This window comes from Woronichinia naegeliana WA131, from assembly GCA_025370055.1.
GTDB lineage: Bacteria > Cyanobacteriota > Cyanobacteriia > Cyanobacteriales > Microcystaceae > Woronichinia > Woronichinia naegeliana.
On the sequence record CP073041.1, the window covers coordinates 96,571 to 116,704 of the forward strand.

Annotated in this window: 14 protein-coding genes and 2 pseudogenes; 8 read left to right on the forward strand and 8 right to left on the reverse strand. The window is 42.0% G+C overall.

Annotation, left to right across the window (positions count from 1 at the left end):
* Positions 1-60 precede the first annotated feature (60 nt).
* Positions 61-969: an RluA family pseudouridine synthase gene (locus KA717_00470; protein UXE61529.1), complete on the reverse strand. Its 909-nt coding sequence runs from the start codon at positions 967-969 to the stop codon at positions 61-63.
* A complete protein-coding gene (locus KA717_00475; GenBank protein UXE61530.1) occupies positions 941-2,179 on the reverse strand; it encodes a hypothetical protein in 1,239 nt (412 codons plus the stop codon). The genes KA717_00470 and KA717_00475 overlap by 29 nt, the downstream gene beginning before the upstream one ends.
* Positions 2,180-2,253: 74 nt before the next feature.
* Here KA717_00475 and rpmF point away from each other — a divergent pair, with 74 nt between their 5' ends.
* The 3 genes from rpmF (at position 2,254) to KA717_00490 (ending at position 4,578) form a co-directional block, all read left to right on the forward strand.
* Positions 2,254-2,421, forward strand: coding sequence for a 50S ribosomal protein L32 (rpmF, locus tag KA717_00480; protein ID UXE61531.1), 168 nt, complete (start codon positions 2,254-2,256; stop codon positions 2,419-2,421).
* Positions 2,422-2,654: 233 nt separating this feature from the next.
* Complete coding sequence (folP, locus tag KA717_00485) at positions 2,655-3,440, forward strand: dihydropteroate synthase (protein UXE64929.1); 786 nt, start codon at positions 2,655-2,657, stop codon at positions 3,438-3,440.
* A 13-nt stretch (positions 3,441-3,453) separates the two neighbouring features.
* A complete protein-coding gene (locus KA717_00490; GenBank protein ID UXE61532.1) occupies positions 3,454-4,578 on the forward strand; it encodes an aldo/keto reductase in 1,125 nt (374 codons plus the stop codon).
* A 467-nt stretch (positions 4,579-5,045) separates the two neighbouring features.
* Here KA717_00490 and KA717_00495 read toward each other — a convergent pair whose 3' ends face one another.
* Positions 5,046-5,963: an RNA polymerase sigma factor, RpoD/SigA family gene (locus KA717_00495; GenBank protein UXE64930.1), complete on the reverse strand. Its 918-nt coding sequence runs from the start codon at positions 5,961-5,963 to the stop codon at positions 5,046-5,048.
* Positions 5,964-6,714: 751 nt separating this feature from the next.
* Between KA717_00495 and priA the strand changes: the two genes are divergently transcribed.
* The gene (gene priA, locus KA717_00500) at positions 6,715-9,207 is read left to right on the forward strand and encodes a primosomal protein N' (GenBank protein ID UXE61533.1); all 2,493 of its coding nucleotides are present in this window, start codon (positions 6,715-6,717) and stop codon (positions 9,205-9,207) included.
* Between the two features lie 337 nt (positions 9,208-9,544).
* Here priA and KA717_00505 read toward each other — a convergent pair whose 3' ends face one another.
* Both KA717_00505 and KA717_00510 read right to left on the reverse strand, forming a co-directional pair.
* Positions 9,545-11,044: a hypothetical protein gene (locus KA717_00505; protein UXE61534.1), complete on the reverse strand. Its 1,500-nt coding sequence runs from the start codon at positions 11,042-11,044 to the stop codon at positions 9,545-9,547.
* 183 nt (positions 11,045-11,227) lie between these two features.
* Positions 11,228-11,482 (reverse strand): annotated as a pseudogene (locus KA717_00510) (ISAs1 family transposase).
* Positions 11,483-11,633: 151 nt separating this feature from the next.
* On the opposite strand from KA717_00510, the gene KA717_00515 reads away from it, so the two are divergent.
* Positions 11,634-12,713, forward strand: a complete 1,080-nt coding sequence (locus KA717_00515) for an IS1 family transposase (GenBank protein UXE61535.1) — start codon at positions 11,634-11,636, stop codon at positions 12,711-12,713.
* Between the two features lie 290 nt (positions 12,714-13,003).
* On the opposite strand, the gene KA717_00520 is transcribed toward KA717_00515, so the two are convergent.
* Complete coding sequence (locus KA717_00520; GenBank protein ID UXE61536.1) at positions 13,004-13,870, reverse strand: fructosamine kinase family protein; 867 nt, start codon at positions 13,868-13,870, stop codon at positions 13,004-13,006.
* Between the two features lie 197 nt (positions 13,871-14,067).
* Positions 14,068-15,201, reverse strand: coding sequence for an IS4 family transposase (locus KA717_00525; protein UXE61537.1), 1,134 nt, complete (start codon positions 15,199-15,201; stop codon positions 14,068-14,070).
* Positions 15,202-15,274: 73 nt separating this feature from the next.
* Between KA717_00525 and KA717_00530 the strand changes: the two genes are divergently transcribed.
* On the forward strand, positions 15,275-15,517 hold the full coding sequence (locus KA717_00530; GenBank protein ID UXE61538.1) for a hypothetical protein: 243 nt from the start codon (positions 15,275-15,277) through the stop codon (positions 15,515-15,517).
* 49 nt (positions 15,518-15,566) lie between these two features.
* Here the strand turns inward: KA717_00530 and KA717_00535 are convergent.
* A pseudogene (locus tag KA717_00535) lies at positions 15,567-16,848 on the reverse strand (ISKra4 family transposase).
* 75 nt (positions 16,849-16,923) lie between these two features.
* On the opposite strand from KA717_00535, the gene KA717_00540 reads away from it, so the two are divergent.
* Complete coding sequence (locus KA717_00540; protein UXE61539.1) at positions 16,924-17,781, forward strand: ISKra4 family transposase; 858 nt, start codon at positions 16,924-16,926, stop codon at positions 17,779-17,781.
* A 1,292-nt stretch (positions 17,782-19,073) separates the two neighbouring features.
* Positions 19,074-20,030 (forward strand): transposase, encoded by a 957-nt coding sequence (locus tag KA717_00545; protein ID UXE61540.1) that lies wholly within the window; start codon positions 19,074-19,076, stop codon positions 20,028-20,030.
* The last annotated feature ends 104 nt before the right edge of the window (positions 20,031-20,134 follow it).

Consider the following 20,134-nt stretch of genomic DNA (forward strand, 5'->3'; position numbering starts at 1 on the left):
TAAGTTTTAACTCATTTTTATTATGCCATTAATGCTAAAAAGCACAAACAAAATTGATCATTAGTCGGTTAATATTAAAGGCGGTGGACAGATAAACTCAAGTCGTTGTTGGCTGCGAGGATGATCAAAGCTCAATTGATAGGCGTGGAGATGGTAGCCACAATCACTGGGAATAGCAGGATTTTCGGAATCTGAAATCGCTTTGGCAACACCTCCCATATCATAAAGGGAATCACCTAAAAGCGGATAGCCAATTGAGGCCAAATGAATGCGAATTTGGTGGGGACGACCGGTTAGGATTTGAACCTTTAAAAGGGTATTGTCTTGCCTTCTTTTTAATACCCAACAATCACTTTGAGAGGCTTTTCCGTCGGGTACTGCGCTGTAAAGATAGCCTAAAACAGGATGGGGAATTTTACCGATCGCCTGATCAATGTGAAAATGGTCAGGTAAGTTACTGGGGCCAATTAAGGCACGATAAATTTTTTGAATACGGCGATCGCGCATTTGTTGACTAAGATTAACACGAGCTAGGGGCGATCGCGCAATCACCATGATGCCAGAGGTTCCCCGTCCTAAACGATGAATGGGAATGGGATTTTCCTGGGGATAACGCTGTTGCAGAAGGTGCAATAAAGTATGTTCTAAAAAACCGCCCCCTGCTAACACGGGCAAACCAGACGGTTTAGCAATAACCCAAAGATCTTCATCTTCGTAAAGCACGTTAAAATAGAGAGGAACAGACGGTTCTTGCCAGGGAGGACGATGATAACTTAAAGGCTGACCTTTTTTTAAAATATATTCTGGATTTACTATCGTTTGATTGACCAAGATTTGGCCCGCTAAAATACGTTTCTGCCAGGTTTCTTGACTGGAATGGGGATAACGCTGGCTATAGTAATCCAATAAACGTTGTCCTTCCCCTCGACGATCAACGGTGTCATGGTAAATCCAACCTTGATTGATCATATTGTTTTTGCCAATCCTGAATTCTTGCCTGGGCGTGATGATAAAGTTCGGCTTGATCCTGGGGAACTAATTCCGCCGCCGCGATCGCATCCTGTAAATTTCCCACCACCGCTCGACCCTGGGCAATTTCGAGGATAATCTGGCTCCAAAGGCTAATCTGATTTTGGGCTTGGGGAAACACCGGAGAATCAGGGGGAATTTTACGCAGTTCGGCGATCGCTCGGATAAAAACGGAAGCCTGTTGCCATTGCAGATAACTTTTGGCCCGCTCTAATTGGGGAACCGTTGGGATGACGACGGAAGAAATAGGCCTCTTCACTGTTTCAGATTTAGATCGCTCTATTCCCACCAGCCAGCGACTAGTTAAGCCAATCACCCCTAACAAGATCACTAAAAGAGCCAGACCTCCCAGCAAACCAACGATCCACACTGAAGATTTGGTCACTAAAGGAGATGAAATGAGCGGCTCTAAAACAGTCTTAGTCGTTTTAGTGGTAGATTTACGCCTCGAACCCCAAGCCAATGGTAAAATCCCCGATGACGGTAGAATCGTCGACACGCGATCCTGATGACTTCTACTCAGAATAATCAAAGCCTCACCGCTATGACGATCTTCGAGTTTGTCCCTGAGATACATTTCTAACAAATCTAAGGTTAAGGACTGATGGTAATAGCTCATTGCTTCTAAAAAAAGTTTTCCTAGTTCCTGTTGCCCCCCTAAACGGCTGTTAAACTTGGCCACTAGGTTAATGCCGAGGGATTTAGCCTGTAAAAGTCCCTGGTTACTGATGGGATTATCCAGATTTAGGGGAGTTACATCTAGTAACAGTAAAGGGGTTGAGGCATGATGGTGGGGTAAAAAACTATCGAATAGCGATCGCAACGGAATGGCCGTTTGTTGTAAGTTGTCTGGCTCGGCATCAATGGGCAGTAAATAGTCTTCACCATTGAATTGAGTCGCATAACCCTGAAAAAAAATCACTTGAGTGCGTCGCTGTAGGGTCTTGCGTAAATTATTCCCGTTCGGATAGACAATACGCCTTTTTCCGAAGGAACGGAGATCGCTAAAGAGTAAAGCTTGTTTTTCTGAAAGTTTAAGCCGACGGTGCAAAAAATTTTGTAAATCCCAGAGACAAGATTCTGACCCGCCCAGGGGTGGAAAAAATCGATAGTGATGAATGCCAATGGTGACAAATAGGTAATTTTCCATTGTGCAATACTGTGCAATGACTAACGCGACACCGTAGAATAGGAAGGCTGTTCATATCTCATAATCTTAAACCGATGGCTGTTCCTAAGAAGAAAACCTCTAAATCAAAACGTGACCAACGTCGTGCCAACTGGAGACGGCAAGCTGCTCTAGAAGCGAAAAAAGCGATCTCGTTAGGTAAATCCATTTTAACGGGACGTTCTAATAGTTTCGTTTATCCGACGGATGAAGACGAAGAATAAAACATTGCTGCGGGTGGGATGATGGGCCTTGGTTTGCCCGTCTACTCCCAGTTCGTTTTTTATGATCGGTCTTATCATTCTTCTTTCGCAGCGACTTTCTGCTATACCGAGAAGTATTTTGTATAAGAATTTACATTTTAGTCCGATTTTCTAGATAACCTGTGGATAACCCCTTGACAATAACCTTGCAAATTCGAGACGGTCACTTTCAATGGGGAAATCGCACCTATATCATGGGGATTTTAAATCGAACTCCCGATAGTTTTAGCGATGGTGGTCAATTTATTCGTTTAGACAATGCTCTGCATCAGGCCGAGAACATGATAGCAGCAGGAGCCGATCTTTTAGATATTGGTGGCCAATCGACTCGTCCAGGAGCCTTTACCATTTCCCTGGCTGAAGAGTTAGAGCGCACCATTCCCCTAATTCAGCAAATACGTTCCCATTCCCCCATCCCCATCTCCATTGATACCACTCGATCGGAAGTAGCCAAAGCTGCGATCTCCGCCGGAGCCGATCTGGTAAATGATGTTTCTGGTGGCACTTTTGACCCTGAGATGTTAGCGACGATTGCCCAACTGCAAGTTCCAGTTATTCTCATGCACCTGCGAGGCACACCGGCAACCATGCAACAATTCACCCATTATCAAGACTTAATCGGTGAAATAATCAGCTTTTTTCAACAACAAATTCAAACTGCTTTAAGTTTAGGCATTGCGCCCCATCGGATTATTCTTGACCCTGGTATCGGCTTTGCTAAAACCGCAGAACAAAGTCTAGAACTCCTGCAACAACTTGGTCAGTTTCGTGAGTTGGGTTTTCCCCTTTTAGTCGGCCCCTCCCGCAAAAGTTTTATTGGTCACATCCTGCAACAACCTGACCCTCAAAAACGCATCTGGGGTACTGCCGCCACCTGTTGTGCCGCGATCGCCGGTGGAGCAGACATTTTGCGAGTCCATGATGTCACGGAAATGGCTCAAGTTTGTCAAATGGCCGATGCCATCTGGCGGAAACCATGAGGAATTGACACCCATGCGTTATCGCTCCTTTGGTAAAACTGGCCTACCGTTATCGGTCTTTTCTCTGGGAACCATGCGTTGCCTACAGTCAGAATTGATGATGGCCACCACCGTCCAAACCGCGATCGCTGCTGGCATTAACCATATTGAAACCGCCAGGGATTATGGGCAAAGTGAGCTTTATTTGGGCAAAGTCTTAAAACAGATTCCGCGAGAAAAATATTATCTCACCAGCAAAATCTGTCCCACCGCCACCGCCCAAGCCATGACAGAGGCCATTGATCAATCTCTGCAACGTTTACAAGTGGATTATTTAGACAATTTAGCCCTTCATGGTTTAAATACTGAGCAACATTTTCAGCTAATTACTGACCCGACAGGCTGTTGGGCTGCCATCGAACAGGCCCTTAAGCAAGGCAAAATTAAACACATCGGCTTCTCCACCCACGCTCCCCTAGAACTCGTCTTAAAACTCATTAACACCGACAAGTTTGAATTTATTAACCTTCACTACTACTACTTTTTCCCCCGTCACGCTCCCGCGATCGCCCTGGCACACCAGAAAAACCTGGGTATTTTTATCATCTCCCCTGCCGATAAGGGAGGCCAACTCTATACTCCTCCTGAACGCCTCCAACAACTCTGTTCCCCCCTCACTCCCCTCGCTCTTAACTATCGCTTTCTCCTCAGCGATCGCCGTATTACGACTTTGAGTGTGGGGCCAGCCTGTCCCCAGGAATTGACTGAACCGTTACAAATGGCCGATCAGGATCATCCCTTAACAAGCTTAGAAACAAGTATTTTTGAGCGACTGGAACAGCAACTAGAGCAAAACCTAGGCAGCGATCGCTGTCATCAATGCTATCAATGCTTACCCTGTCCCGAAAACATTAATATTCCCGAAATCCTGCGCCTTCGTAATCAGGCGATCGCCTACGATATGATTGCCTTTGGCCAATATCGCTATCAAATGTTCGAGCAAGCCGGTCACTGGTTTCCTGGTCGCCGGGGCGATCGTTGTAGCGATTGTGGGGATTGTTTACCCCGTTGTCCCCATCACCTCAATATTCCCGACCTATTACGGGATAGCCATAACCGTTTAAAGGGATCCCCCCGTCGCCGTCTCTGGGAAAATTAAGGCGTAATGGTTACACTAAAAACGAAGCCATCATCCTGTAAACTATTTCCCTCTAAATAGGGCTTGCTGAATAAGTATAGAACCCTTGCCAGATAATGCTTTCAAGCATTTTAAAAACGATCATGTGCAAGGTTATGGCCTTTGGAGGCTCAAAGCCCATGCACGTCGTTGGAAAACTGGGGGTTGAAATTGGAAACAACTCTCTGAAGTCACCATTTTTCGCCTCCTGTGGCATCTAGGTTCGTTTTGTGGACTTTTTCAGCAGACCCTATTTACACATGACTTTGATGTTATACAAGCTTTTCAGTCTGATTTTTGTGTAATTAATTTTGTACAACTACTTAAAATGGCTTTCTCTTCAGGAATTCTTGCTGTAAAATTTTCGTTGATTACATCTGACGCGAGCTCGAAAGCCCTATCGTACCGTTTCACAGGATAATCTATCAACGAATTATTTACAGGTAGAATTAATTTAACCAACCCTTAAGGCGACGAGCAACCTGGGGACGGCGTAACTTTCGCATGGCCTTGCTTTGAATTTGACGAACCCTTTCCCGTGAGAGATTAAACATAACTCCAACCTCTTCAAGGGTATAGCTTTGGCTACTAATCAATCCATAGCGCAAACAGATTACTTCTTTTTCCCGTTCCGTTAAAACATCGCTTAATACTTCACCAATCTCCTGACGCATCATCATTTCATTCATGCAGTCTTCTGGGAGTTGGAGATCTTGATCTTCCAATAAATCGACGAGTTCTGTATCTTCTCCCTTACCAACTCGATGGTTGAGAGAGAGGGATTGTCGCCGTAGTTGTAAAAGTTGACGTAGGTGATAGGGAGAGATTTCTAAGGCCGCCGCTAACTCATTTTCTGTGGGATTGCGATTCAGATCTTGTTTGAGCGATCGCTGAATTTTTTTCAGTTTATTCAGCTTTTCGACCACATGAATGGGCAGACGAATGGTGCGTGAATCATTGGCAATGGTACGAGTAATCGCCTGACGAATCCACCAGTAAGCATAGGTCGAGAACTTATAACCCTTGTTTGGGTCAAACTTTTCTGTCGCACGGTTTAATCCGATCGCCCCTTCTTGGATCAGATCGAGAAAAGGAACACCCCGATTCAAATAACGTTTAGCGATCGAGACCACTAAGCGCAAATTAGAACGAATCATCTTGCGTTTAGCAATACGTCCCTTGTGGAGCAAACTTTCCAACTGTTTTTCATGACTAAAATTAAGAGACTCTGACCATTCCTTTTTAGTGGGAGATCGCTGTAAAGTTGCCGATAATTCCAACCGCTTTTCTTCTGCTTTCATCAATAATTGAACCTGTTGGGCCAACTCCACCTCTTCCTCTGGTTTAAGCAAAGGATAACGGGCCATCTCCTTAAAAAAAGTGCCAATGGTATCATCTGAAAGGGTTTTGCTATATCCCGACCCATTGCTATAGCCCAATTCATTGACCAGATCAGAAAAATCCACGGTAATGTTAGTGGCTTCTAATGCTTGGGAGGACAGTTCTAAATTCCCCTCTAAGTCCATCATTACAGTGCTATGGTTCTCGTCGTTGTACATAAAGATTTATGGTCTTATTTAGAAGATAATAGAGCGGAATCAGAAAAAGAGGAAAAGCCAGAGCCACTATCGCTGCGGGGAACTTGTCCTGATTGTTACATTAAATTTTACTAAAGAGTTTTTCTTAAGTTTTTTTTAAGATCTTTTGTAATGTTGGTTTGCAATAGGGACTTTCTGGATACAAAGCAGGTTAAATTGAGAAAAACAGACTTGAAGTTCGAGCTAGGACGGTTCAATGGGCTGTTGTAGGACAGTATTTTGTTATCCTAGCGTCAAAAGAATTGGGAGAGCTTTTTGAGAACGATTTACTAAACAGTATGATTATCTTGGCTCTAAGATAGCAGAATTCATGGAAATTGTTGTTTGACAGATTACAAAATTCAATTCTGGCGATGATTTTTAGTTATATTGTGATAAAACTATGATGATTCATTATCGAAAAAAACTTTGGCCTCCCAGGGATCTCTATTCTTTTAGCGATCGCGGCCAGTGACTTTCAAAAAAAAGAGAAGATAGGGTTATACTGTTCTAGCCCTTGTGTTCCTTGGCATTTAGCCCTATGCCTTTGTTAATGACTGCTGGTTTGGTTGCTGAACAATCCTCTCTCTATCCGCGACCACCGCAACAATGGATTTTAGTTTTGATCGATTGTCCTGGGATTCAAGGACTATATACCTATGCTATCCCCAGCAACTTAACCATTCAAGTCGGTGATATCCTCAGTGTTCCCTTTGGTAGCCATTTGGTCGGTGGCATTGCGATCGCCTTTACGACAGATTTACCCATCGATCTGACGGTGGAGCAAATCAAGACAGTCGAAGAAATTATTGTTCAGGGCTTTTTTACGGTCGAATTCTGGCAATTATTACATCGAGTCGCTGACTATTACGCTACTGATTTATTAGACGTTATTCGTGCAGCCTTGCCCCCTGGTATCTTAAGCAAATCTCAACGTCGCATTCGCTTAAATCGAGAGCAAATTCCCCCAGGAGCCGAGTTATTTTGTTCTGCATCAGGTCAAATTGTTTTGCAATATCTCCAGGCGAGTAAGAGCGGTGATTATAGTTATCGCCATCTCCAGCAAAAATTTAGAACTAAAGTTGCATCCGGGGTTCGAGATTTACTGAAACGAGGTTGGGTAGAAAGCTATTTAGAGGCTCCCAAATATGCCCGACCTCAACAGAAAAAAGCGGTCACTTTATTAGCAACTAGCAGTCATTTAGAATTAACAGAAAAGCAACAGCAAGTTTTAACCAGTTTGCAACATCAGGGGGGAGAATGTTGGCTCAGTGAGTTAACCAAATTAGCCCATTGTGCCGAAAGCGTGATTGTTAAGTTAGCTGAAAAAGGTTATGTCAATATTGAATATCAAGAATGTCTGCGTCTTTTAGCCCAGCCGGATATTAATCGAGATGGTCAACGCTTGCTCACTCCCGATCAAAAAGCTGCCCTGGACTATCTACAAGGCTTACAGGGTTTTCATCAGGTGCTTTTACATGGAGTAACTGGTTCTGGCAAAACCGAAGTCTATCTCCAGGCGATCGCCCCTATTTTATCCCAGGGAAAATCCATCTTAGTCCTAGTACCTGAAATTGGTTTAACCCCCCAACTAACGGATCGCTTTCGGGCTAGATTTGGCAACAAAATTGTGGTTTATCACAGTGCGCTATCGGAAGGTGAACGCTATGATACCTGGCGACAGATGTTTAATCATCCTGGACAAATTGTTATTGGCACTCGTTCCGCCGTTTTTGCCCCTCTCATAAACTTGGGCTTAATTATTCTTGATGAAGAACATGATACTAGTTTCAAACAAAGTCAAAAATCCCCCTATTATCACGCCCGTACTGTCGCTCAATGGCGAGCCGAACTTGAAGATTGTCCATTGATTTTGGGATCAGCAACCCCTTCTTTAGAAACCTGGATACAGACCGATCCCAGTCAACCATCCAAAAACGCTCAAACCCATTATTTAAGCTTGCCTGAACGGGTACAATCTAGACCTCTGCCTCCAATTACGTTAGTCGATATGCGACAGGAATTAAAAACGGGTAATCGTTCGATTTTTAGTCGTACTTTGCAAACGGCACTAAAGCAATTACAGCCTCAACATCAACGGGCAATTTTATTTATCAGCCATCGCGGTCATAGCACCTTTGTCTCCTGTCGTAGTTGTGGTTACGTTTTAGAATGCCCCCATTGCGACGTTTCTCTTTCCTACCACTACACTCAAGAAGACGCGCAGCAATTACTCCGTTGTCACTATTGCAACTATAGCCAAGCCCATCCTCGTCATTGTCCTGATTGTCATTCCCCTTACCTAAAATTTTTTGGCAGTGGTACACAGAAAGTAACGGCATCCTTAACAGCAGAATTTCCCGAACTGCGTTGGTTGCGCTTTGATAGTGATACTACTCGTCAAAAGGGAGAACATCGTCGTCTTTTGGAACGTTTTCGTCAGGGAGAGGCGGATATTTTGGTGGGAACACAGATGTTAACCAAAGGCTTGGATATTGAGTCTGTCACCCTGGTAGGCGTGATCGCCGCCGATAGTTTACTGCACTTTGCTGATTATCGTTCTGCCGAGCGAACTTTTCAAACCTTAACCCAGGTGGCAGGGCGAGCGGGACGGGGAGATGATCCCGGTCAGGTTATTATCCAAACCTATAGTCCCCATCATCCAGTGATTCAAGCGGTTCAAACCCATAATTATCACCGTTTTATTGAGCAGGAATTACCCCAACGTCGAGGCTTAAATTATCCCCCCTATGGTCGTTTAGTTTTAATTCGTCTGAGTAGTTTAGAGCCAGAATTAGTAGAAAAATCGGCGATCGCGATCGCGGCGGAATGTCAACAGAAATTAGGAGCAATAGCAGAAATTTTAGGGCCAGCCCCAGCAACTATTATGCGGGTAGCTCAACGCTACCGTTGGCAGATTGTAATTAAATTTCCTAGTCAATCTCAACTCTGTCCCGATCTTCGTTATTTAAAGCAATATTGTCCGACGGGTGTGAGTTTTAGCATTGATGTTGACCCACTGTTTATTGAATAGGGATTAATGGCGATCGCGGTGGTTAAAATTTCTTGAAGAAGGATTCGCATTCTTCTTAAGTAAAGACCTCGACCAATTAGGAATAGTAGCAGGGATCATAGATGAAATGGGTTTAGTAGAAATTGTAGAAATTATGGTTCTTCGGTATTTATTATGCCAAATATGAGTTGATTTACTCCAGAACCCATTCCAAAAAAGGTTTCCTTATTTTTACACTCAATTCATGCCAAATTAACCAATAATTTTAATCAAAATCCTTATCCAGCAAGGGTTTTAGGAGTCTATAAAATAACTCAGCATAGTACCTACCAATGAACCTAAAATGACTACTCAAAAGTCAAGAAACCTGCAAAGGTTCATTTAACTCATTACCGAAATCAGCAACATGGGGAATGGGTTCATTATGTTTTCTAGAACCAAGCCAAACTTCTAGCCCACCTCGTCGATTATCAAAGTATTGCCATTGACCATTGCGTCGGATAGCAACCCTTGGTGCGAAAGGATTGGGAACTCCAATAAATAGTCCATATTTTGTTGAAATCATATTTCTGCCACCAATATTAAACCGATTCCCAAAACCGTTTTTAGTGACAGGCAACCAACTTTCACCATCCCAGGTTCGCCAAACTTCAAAACCAGATTGATTATTGACCATCGTATCAATGCCGACACAATCTAAAGCCGGATGTTGACCTTTTACCAAGTCAGCAGACCAATATAACAACAAACTGAGAATATTACAGGTGCAGAGATATAACCAATCCTCATGAACGGCCATTCTCCAAAAATAACCATTAAATAAGTTATTAAAGCCAGGGGTTAAAGAACTCAATGGCCGGATTCTTCCTTTGGGCGTGTCTCTAGCTAAACCGACAATTAAATCCCAACTACCGTCTGCATTAATCCGAATAACTTCGGAACCGGCAGGGCCAATATTATTTTTAACATCGAAGCCACCATTCATAATTCCTGTTCCCACAAAAAGCGCGTCTTTAAAGACTTCCATACTAAAAGCACATTGATTTTTTGGCCCCCGATAGGCTCCTTTATCAACCACTAGCGTCCAATGAAAAGGGGGTTTCCCTTCACCATCAGTGCGCCAGACCTGAAAACCTTGGCAATTAACCGTTCCAGCGTATAGATAATCATTAAAGACACACATCATCCAAACACCTTCATTGGTCTCATCTCCAAACCCTGGCGAACTAGCCGGAACCCAATTTCCATTAGCTGGATCTCGGCTAACATAAATAACGGGAACTGAGGAAAAATTGCAATCTCCCTTCGTTCCGGTTGGTGAAGTAAATAGTCCACCTTTAAAGGGAATGAGGAGGCGGGTTGTGGTTACGGGTAGGCCCAGAATTCCCCAATCAGAAACTTTGGTAAAGTTTTTACCATCCTCTGAGCGAATGATAATTGGCCCAGGAGCCAAACCTGGTGCCCAAGTAGCCACATATAAAGCAGGTTCAGAATCAGATTCGCCTTGAAAAACAGCCATACCTCGATAGCCCACTTCCCTGGCTACCATAAAGTCCTTGCTCCCCATAATCATGGGAGACTGAAAGACCATTTCCCAATGACCAGTTTCAGGGTCGTAGCACCATAGTTGGGCACGCCGATCCATCTTATATAATTCGGCTGGTGTATCAGGGCCTTCTACTAATTTGACTGGTAGGCCCTTTTCTTTATAAAAATCCACCACCTGAAGCGTGATTTGAGTCATGCGGGTAGTCCCCACATACAATTTATTTTTGAACCATCCCATCGAATGGGGATAGGAATTATGAGGATCTCCAAAACCACCTTCCGCAATTCTGCGAAAATTTTCCGCTTTCAATCCACGAGGGGCTGCCGGGTCAAAGGGTCTTCTGGGGGACATATAATAAGAAACTCAAAGGTATTATAAGAGCCAGTTTAAGTCTAGACTGCACAACTTAGCACTGATATCGTCTGAGTAAATCCGCAAAGGGTTATAGCGTAAAGCTTAGAGAAAACGAAAAAAGAGCAGGGCAAACGCATCTTATCCGAGTAAAACCTTAAGGAGATAGTCCTCGTCCCAACCAGCGCGTAGCCGTTTATTCTTGATACCAAGTTTCAGAGTATTTTCCTTTGTGAGCAAGTTAAGAGCGATATGGCGTAAGACGGCTAAATTCTCAGGAGCAAAATCCTTACGAATGCGACAAGCATCCTCATTGAAGGCCAAGTCTAGAACCCAATGTAAAGAGTTTTCTATCAACCAATGACTACGAACAGATTGGGATAATTTTTGAGCATTACTCGGAACTGGTATCGTCTGATCAAAGTTGGAAAAAGTTATGGTGTAAAGCTTTGAGAAAATAGAAAAATAGTTTAAGACTAGACATCGGCCCGTTTTTATTATACTATTATTATTGTCATTATATCAAAGAAGAAGGAAACAGAAAACAATGTCAATATTAAAGAAAAGCTCTATGGAAGTCCTAAATGATGTTGGCTTGTGCCAAGAGAAAGAGGATGCCTTATTCAAGAAAAACTGTCCTCATTGCTATAGTGAAAACGTAAAAATACATTCTCATTATCAAACGAAAGGTAACGGGGAACGTAAAATGTTCATTTGTCAAGAATGTAGTTCTTGTTTTGCTGAGACTTATGGTAGCGTAATCGCTGGCTTAGAAACCCCATTAAGTGAAATTGTAAAAGTATTAAAAGCCAGAATGGAAGGAATAGGATTGAATGCAGCAGCCCGAGTATTCGGCTACGCGAAAACAACAATATTGAATTGGGAAAAGAAATTATCAGGATTACAAGAGACATTATTTTTATACGCCTTAGTGAATGAATTTGTTAAATTAGTAATAGAAGGGGATGAACTATACACAAAAGTTGGAAAAAATAAAGAAGCAAGTGCCTCTGAGGGGTGGACAATCGTTCTCATGGACAGGGCTAGCCGCTTTATTTGGCATTTAAAATGTGGTCGAAAAGAGCAGAAATTATTTCTAGAAGCAATGATGACGGTAGCGGAATTATTTGAAAGGAGTGCAGAATCTCTCCAGTTATTTACAGATGGAGAAAAGCGATATAGTCAACTGCTATTTGATATTTGTCACGAAGTATTAAGGACTGGAAAGCGAGGTCGTCCCACCAAAGTATTACCGAAGGGTATGGTGGTAAGACTAAAAAATAAGAGTAGTAAACGTCGAGATTCTGAGGGTAAACTAAAGAAAGTAGAAACTCCGAAACCAGAACATCCAGAGACAACAGAAAAACCAGAAGAAAAGGACGTCCATGCCAACCACGTTGAGGCATTTAATAGTGCTATCCGACGCTATTTATCTGCCTTTCGTCGTCGTACAAATACTTATGCTAAATCTGTTGTGGGATTACAGCGAGTCCTAGATATTTTCTGGATGGTTCATAACTTTGTTCGTAGCCATTTTACTACGAGAAAAGTTCCTGCTGTAGCTCTCGGTATAATTGAAAAAGGGTTAACTTGGGAGGACTTACTCCAAATTCGCCTGATTTCTTGAACCTCTTGTATTGCAACGTTTGTAGCTTCTAGCTAGACGATACCAGTGCCTCTTGTTCTTTTAGCTCTTTTATTTTAGGTAGGGTCTGCTGAAAAAGTCCACAAAACGAACCTAGATGCCACAGGGCGCGAAAAATGGTGACTTCAGAGATCAGTTTCCAGTTTTACCTCACATTTTTCCAGCAAAGTACATGGATTTTGAGCTTCCAAATGTCATAACCTTGCACCTGATCGTTTCCAAAATGGCTGAAAGTATTTTCTAGCAAGGCTTTCATACTTATTCAGCAAGCCCTATCTATTAAAAAGCTGGTTAATCATCTGATTGGCTTGGGCTGCGTAACTACCACCAAATAAATTAAAATGATTAAGAATATGATAAAGATTGTAGAGAATTTTACGCTGTTGATAGCCTTCTGCTAAGGGAGAAACTTCTGTATAACCTTGATAAAAGGCTGTCGGAAAACCTCCAAATAATTCAGTCATGGCTAAATCTACTTCGCGATCGCCGTAGTAAGTGGCGGGGTCAAAAATTACCGGTTCTCCACTCTCTAGAATGGCCGCATTGCCAGACCAAAGATCACCATGCACTAGGGCCGGTTGAGGCTGTCTATTGCCTAATAAATCCCGAACTTTTGTCACCACTTTAATGGTGTCTGGAAAATGGCCACCGCGACGTTGCGCTAACTTTAATTGATAGCCAATGCGATGTTCCGCAAAAAAATCAGCCCAATTCTCAGACCAGGTATTTATTTGGGGCGTAGAACCAATGGTATTGTTTCGCTCCCAGCCAAAACGCTGATTTTGACCCTGACTGTGCATTCTGGCCAATTGACGACCCAGGGATCGCCAACTTGTAGCATTACCTTTACCCAAATTAAGCCAACTTAACACCAGATAACTATGCCGCTCATTCACTCCCCAACAAATGGGTTCAGGAACTTGAATTGTCCGAGTCGCTGCCATCTGTTGTAAGGCGATCGCTTCTGACTCAAACATGGTTAATTGATCAGCCTGGTTGAGCTTAATAAAATAACTTTGTCCCTCAGCCTGGAGCCGATAACCTTGATTAATACAACCACCACCGACAGAATGACGTTGTTCAATCCGAAAGGTTTTTCCGGTGACTTGGCTAATTTGAGCGGCAATCTCAGTCCACATGAATCTTAATTTAAGTCATACTAGTTAGGGTAAATCTTAGCAAAATTTACGAGACTGTTAAACCCTTTATTTTCGCGCCTATTTTATATTAATGAAAAAGGACATAGTACTGTTATGTCCCTACAAATTATTTTATTTTAATTGGATAAACGCGATCGCCAATTACTGTGGTAGGGGCGCATGGCGTGCCATCCGTGTCAACTTAAAGGAATGGGTTCCCAAATTTGTTGATTGAGAGCGGCCTTTTCTCGATGTCGCTTTCTCTCAGCTTTGACCAAACCAAATAACTTAGCACGTTCAGCCAGATAGGTTACTGTATCAGGCTTTTCTCCTCTAGCAATAGCCTTCGCTACATAGTATAGACTCCGAAACACCATCTCTACTGAGATTTTTTCTTTCGGTTGATTTAGAGCAATCGCCACTTCCCCTACCAATTGATTTAAGACCGTATAGAAAATCAAAGTGCAAATAATCTGGATTTGGACACCATTCTTATTCCCTACCCATAAATAGGCTAGTCCTAAAAGTCTTTTCGTTAATAAAAAGGCTTCTTCGATTGTCCATCGTCTTCGATATAAATCACAGACCTCTTCGGCGGACAGTTGTTCGGGAGACAACACATTTGTTAAATACTGATACCAGATTGTTCCCCATAATACTGAGACTAATCTCACCGGATGCTTGCAAGGATTAGAACGGTAATTTCCCATAATGATAATCTCATCTCTGTAATGACTACCTTGAGACAATACTTGTTTGGTTTTGTAAGATGTACCCGCTCTAAATCTGGTTAGAAAAAACTTTTTAGCTTCTGTTAACAAATCAAACCACACAAAGCTAAAAAATCCCATATCTACGAGAATTAAACCATTTTCTGGTAATTTAGCTGCCAATTCTTCACACCATATTTTATCATTTGATTTATCATTTTCTGTGTACCATAAAGTAACGGGTCTTTGGGTAAAGGCTTCCACTACCATCATTATTTTACCCCCCAATTTACTCTTTTCTTCTTTACTTATTTTCATATTTTTCCTTATCTGCTCTAGCGTTGAGCCATCTGCTATCCACACTGCACTAAACTTTTCTCTTATTTTTTCCCATTTTTCTCCTACTTGGAGCTTCTTCCCTTTTTCGGCTGCTTTTTCTAACACTTCTTTTAGTAATATTGCAAATATTTCGGCTGGCACATTCATCATTCTTTTTGATACTGCCTGTTTGCTTACTTTTAATGATGCTACCCATAGCAATCCCTCTTCCTCTAACAGTCTTACCGCTTCACTTATACCCGCTATTTGACGATACACTATACTTAACACTAATGCCACCATTACTGGTAAATTTAATAGGGTACATCCCGGATAAAGTAGTACATAGAATCTGGGGTAAAATGGAAAAAAACTGATGAGCGAAAAAAGTATGTTACCGATTCCCCCAGAAGAAAAAGCACTGTTAAAACAGCATCTCACCGAATCAGCCCGTATCCTGCGCAAATATACGGAACCAGAGAAACAGAAGGACTTTGGAAGCATCGAAGTAGAAGTCAGAACCCAGATGTTAGAAATTGTGGGGCCAACAATGGGGGAGTTTTTTTTTCAGAAGGGGGAAAAAAACGGTCTGGAAACAAGCGAAAAATCAAAACCCTAGTCGGAGAAGTGGAAAGGGTGCGACCTTTAGTTGATAAAAGCTGTTGTAATCAGGGTTCTACAGGGAACCCATATTGATCAAGTTTTGCCCAAAATTGACTCCATCGTTCCTTGGTCAATACCAAAGCTCGTAGGCTCAAAATAATTCCTGCTCCTTTTTCCTTCCATCGCATCCCTGAACAACATAATCGTTGTTTGACCAACGTCTTACAAGCTGCTTCCGTAACACCTGAACCAATCGGATACTTTTTCTCTAAGTATTCAGCATAATCCATTTGATGCTGATGATTCTCGTAATAAGTAATCGCCGCTTGTAGTTTCTCGGTAAGATTCTTAGAATGACTTTTTTCTTCTTTGACTTCTTTCATCAGATTTAGCAGTTCTCCTGCTTTTCCTTTTTCATGCTTGAGTTCTCGACAATTTTCAGTCAACCATTCTTTTTGTTTTGACACGGTATTCGGATGCAACGCTTCTGCCAAGGCACCTAAGTAACCAGAGGCATGATAGAAATCTAATATCTGTTCTTCCGTTTGCTTTTCTAAAAACTTCCAATTTGATTCTGCCCCGTCTGCTATCCCGACCAATGTTGCCTCTGGATAACGGTTTTTCGCTCGCTCAATTTCTCTTTCTAATCTTTCTAGAAAACTCTTTTTTCCATACTCTGGTGCCGCACCTAGATAGATTGTAGGTTGACGTTCGCCTTCACTATCGTATAGGGAAACGGTTCCCACCATTGCTTCACGGTAGCCATCCTCACACATCAGCATACAGGTTCCATCTAATCCTATTCCCACTGTTGCAATTTGGCTATCCTCCTTGGGCGGGGCATAACTCCACGCTTCTTCTTTTGCCTGTACCACACTTCCTACTGCTTCACTCAATCTTTGGATATAGGATAGCGCTACTTTTCTACCATGATTTTCTAATAAATCATTTTTCACCTCTTTGCCTGCCATCCCTGACATTTTTGAGGATACCTGTTTTGCCAATAATGGCGTTGATGTTATGATTATCCTTGCTTCTCTTTCTAAGGGGCAATACGTTTTTCCTCAAAGGTGAACGCTGATATACATGACGATTCACTATAACCTCACCATAAGGTGTTTGATATTCTTTCGGTTGCTCTCCCTTACTCTTCCAGATTTCTTCACCGATTTTTAAGGGTGAACCATCTGTATCTAAATATTTCAAGGCTTCTTTGCTGGCGATGCAACCTACTTCGTTTAAGCCTTTTTGAATATTTATTTCTGTATCCAACATTGAACGACTGAGTTCTAATGTTAGTTCTATTTTTATCTTTGAACCCTCTACATTAATTAGTTTTGCTGTCATCATTGTTTCCTCTTTGTCACTTTTCATCTCATGTTAACACTTTTCTTTTCCTTCATCAACTAAAGGTCGCACCCAGTGGAAATAAGCCAAAAACAAGCCAGAAAACTAAAGGTGTCGCCAAAAATCGTCTTAAGTCCAGGTTTAGAGAAATGCTGTCTAAGAGCCAGTGCGAAAACATCCTACCAACAAGCAGAAGAAGATATAGAGGAGTTGATGGGGATAAAAGTAGGACATAGCAGTTTACATCGCTTGGTAGAACGGACAGAACTGCCCTTAGCTCAAGCTCAGTCAGAGAGTGCGGGGGTCAGTATAGATGGGGGAAAGATTTGTCTGCGGGGCGAGGAGAAGGAAGGGGGACAGTGGCGAGATTATAAACTGGTGAGTCTTCATGGCAATGTCTGTGAAGCCTTTTTCCAAGACCCAGAGGGCTTAAAGAATTGGAGCAATGTTCAACCTTTGTCCCCAATAGTGACCTTTTTGGGAGATGGTCATCCCGCAATCTGGAATGCGGTAGAGAGTTTCGCCACTCAATCGTGGCTGATACGACGAGAGGTGTTGGATTGGTATCATCTCAAGGAGAATCTGTTCAAAGTGGGTGGCTCTCTCAAACGGCTAGAAGCAGTGGAGCATTTACTGTGGCGGGGTTTTGTGAACAAGGCAATAGATGCGTTTGATGGAGTCAAAAGCAAGAGGGCAAAGAATTTTCAAGCCTATTTGACGAAGCATTATCAGCGTATCCCTGATTACCAATACTATCAACAGCTTGGTATTGTGATTGGTTCTGGTGATGTGGAGTCTAAGATTAAACAGGTGGGAGCTAGGGTTAAATTGTCGGGAGCACGTTGGCATCTTCATAATGTTTCTCGTATTCTTCGGCTACGATGTGCTTATCTCAATCACTCTCCTCTTTTGAGTGTCAATGTATTATCTTAAGTGGGATGCACCCCTTACTTTTTTTAAATAATAGCCTTTTCTTCTCTTAGATGACTGCTTCTTTTTTACACTATATTTCTCTCTTTTTGTCTGTATTTTTTGTAACAAATAAGATGCGATTACCCTGGGGGTGGGGGTCTTCTCCTTTTAGTTCATACCCACATTTGCTGCATTTACTTGGCTTTTCTTCCTGTACTGTCTCGCATTCTTCCACTGCGTACAGCTTCCGCTCTGTCTTTCCTCTTGCCACTGTCAGCTTTAATGGCTTTCTCTTCGCTTTCCCTTTTTTGTCCGCGTTGACTCCAAATCCATTCTTCGATGGCGGCATTGATGAGTTTTTCGAGTTCTTGTTTAGTCTCTCTTCTAGCTCTTCTATTCTTTGTTTTGTTTCTTTTCTTTCAGCAAAATCTTCAACACCTGCTTGATGCTCTCTGGTGTTATTTCTAAGTCTCTCAATGGGACTTTTATCCCGCCTAGCTCAATTTCTTCAATCATGCTTTCCAACCTACCTTATATTCTCCTCTGTGATCCTTAATTTTTGTTAACCCTTTGGACGGTTACAACGATTTAGGTTAAACTAAACGCTTTCCTTGCGAAAACCGTTCGTCTTCAGAACGGAACGTGAGACTTTCACCTCATTCCGCTCCTCTCGTATTTGTCCTTTTTCATAGGTACTAGACGATTTCCGAGGGTCATTAGACCTGTCATATCTCGTTTTGTTGTCATGGCAATGTTTGTGTAATGCTTGTCGGTTTTCGGTCTTATGGCTGCCCCCAAGAGATTGAGGGATTATGTGGTCTAATTTTATGAGGTCGTCCCCTATGAATAGTTGTCCACAATAAGCACATTTACCTTTTTGCTTCTTCAAAAGTTTCACAAGTTTGGAGGGAACTCCCGGTAACTGTTTGCCCCTTGTTCCCCAATACTTCAAATCACCGTCGAATGGACTCTTTGTGCTTTTCACTTTAACATACGAGCCAGTTTTGACTTGTGTGTCCGAGTGTTTGAACAAGATGTTGTCATCTTCTGACAACTGCCATTCTCGACTAACAATTTTTCCTCTTACGGCAAAGGTCAATCGCTTGAAGTATTTGTTTTTAATCCATTTTGTGTTCTTGTTGGAATGTCTCCTTTTACACCAAGCCCATAGCTTTATCCATATCATGTGGTCAAGTTTTCCAAAGATGACCTTGGAACATACCCATTAGACATCTCCATAATACTATAAAATCGACAAATATGCTATAATCATAGAAATTTAGACAGGAGTAACTATGCCTGAATACATCTGTATGTGGGCTTATATTCAAAAACAGCCTCAAGAAACAAAGAGGTTGTTAGGAATAGAGTACACAAAATTATTAGAGCTTATAACCTATGGCAAATTACTTAAAAAAGAATTTGAAGAAAGCAAAACCACACTGATTAAAGCAGGTGGTGGAAATAAACCGAAATTATCAGAGGAGGAGCAAATAGTTTTAATGCTAGTTTACTTAAGGCATTATCCGACCTTTCAGCTACTAGGAATAATGTTTGAAATAAGTGAATCGTCTGCCCATAATATATTCAATTATTGGCAGTCACTATTCGGAGAAAATTTACCAGCAAGTCTATTTGAACAACTAAAAAAGTTGCCAGAAGAAATAGAAAAAGTTAAAGAGGAGCTAATCCAACATGAACTAATAGTGGATGCGACAGAACAACCAGTAGAAAGACCTTTAGGGCAGGAGGCACAAAAACCATACTACTCAGGTAAACAAAAAAGGCATACCTCAAAAAGCCAAATAATCATTTGCCCAAAAATCAAGGAGATTGTGGATGTTGTGATAGGAGAAATAGGTTCAAAGAGCGATGTACAAATATTACGTCAAAGATTGGCTAAATTCCATCAAGAACAAGGCTTTCTAGGTGATAAAGCCTACGAGGGAGAATTCCAATTAACAACACCAAAAAAGAAACCAAAGGGGCGAGAATTAAGCAAAGAAGAAAAAGAAAGAAATAGTTGGTTATCGTCTCGACGAGTAGTGGTTGAACATATGATTCGATTGCTCAAAGTATTCAAAGTGATGCAAGAAAAATTTAGACTAAGAAAGGGAAGATATAAGTCATTAATCTCAACAGTATGTGGATTGGTGAGACTAAGGATAAATGCGCTGATATTAAGCATTATAAAATGTAGCGAATCAGGGCAGGTAATTGAGGTAAAGATGAGTCATTGTTTTTTGCCAGAATTGAATTTGGAGGTCTGAAAGCCCTGTAAACTCGTCTATGTACCAAGAAGTCTACTGAGTCTAGATTTAGCTACACTGCTTGCTAGACTAGGCTTTCCAGTTTTTGGAGATGTCTATTGATA

What these genes read in the sequence shown, in the direction of transcription:
- KA717_00470 (UXE61529.1), bottom strand. Translation starts at nt 969, where the DNA reads ATGATCAATCAAGGTTGGATTTACCATGACACCGTTGATCGTCGAGGG.
- KA717_00475 (UXE61530.1), bottom strand. Translation starts at nt 2,179, where the DNA reads ATGGAAAATTACCTATTTGTCACCATTGGCATTCATCACTATCGATTT.
- rpmF (UXE61531.1), top strand. Translation starts at nt 2,254, where the DNA reads ATGGCTGTTCCTAAGAAGAAAACCTCTAAATCAAAACGTGACCAACGT.
- folP (UXE64929.1), top strand. Translation starts at nt 2,655, where the DNA reads ATGGGGATTTTAAATCGAACTCCCGATAGTTTTAGCGATGGTGGTCAA.
- KA717_00490 (UXE61532.1), top strand. Translation starts at nt 3,454, where the DNA reads ATGCGTTATCGCTCCTTTGGTAAAACTGGCCTACCGTTATCGGTCTTT.
- KA717_00495 (UXE64930.1), bottom strand. Translation starts at nt 5,963, where the DNA reads ATGGCCCGTTATCCTTTGCTTAAACCAGAGGAAGAGGTGGAGTTGGCC.
- priA (UXE61533.1), top strand. Translation starts at nt 6,715, where the DNA reads ATGCCTTTGTTAATGACTGCTGGTTTGGTTGCTGAACAATCCTCTCTC.
- KA717_00515 (UXE61535.1), top strand. Translation starts at nt 11,634, where the DNA reads ATGTCAATATTAAAGAAAAGCTCTATGGAAGTCCTAAATGATGTTGGC.
- KA717_00520 (UXE61536.1), bottom strand. Translation starts at nt 13,870, where the DNA reads ATGTGGACTGAGATTGCCGCTCAAATTAGCCAAGTCACCGGAAAAACC.
- KA717_00525 (UXE61537.1), bottom strand. Translation starts at nt 15,201, where the DNA reads ATGGTGGCATTAGTGTTAAGTATAGTGTATCGTCAAATAGCGGGTATA.
- KA717_00530 (UXE61538.1), top strand. Translation starts at nt 15,275, where the DNA reads ATGAGCGAAAAAAGTATGTTACCGATTCCCCCAGAAGAAAAAGCACTG.
- KA717_00545 (UXE61540.1), top strand. Translation starts at nt 19,074, where the DNA reads ATGTGGGCTTATATTCAAAAACAGCCTCAAGAAACAAAGAGGTTGTTA.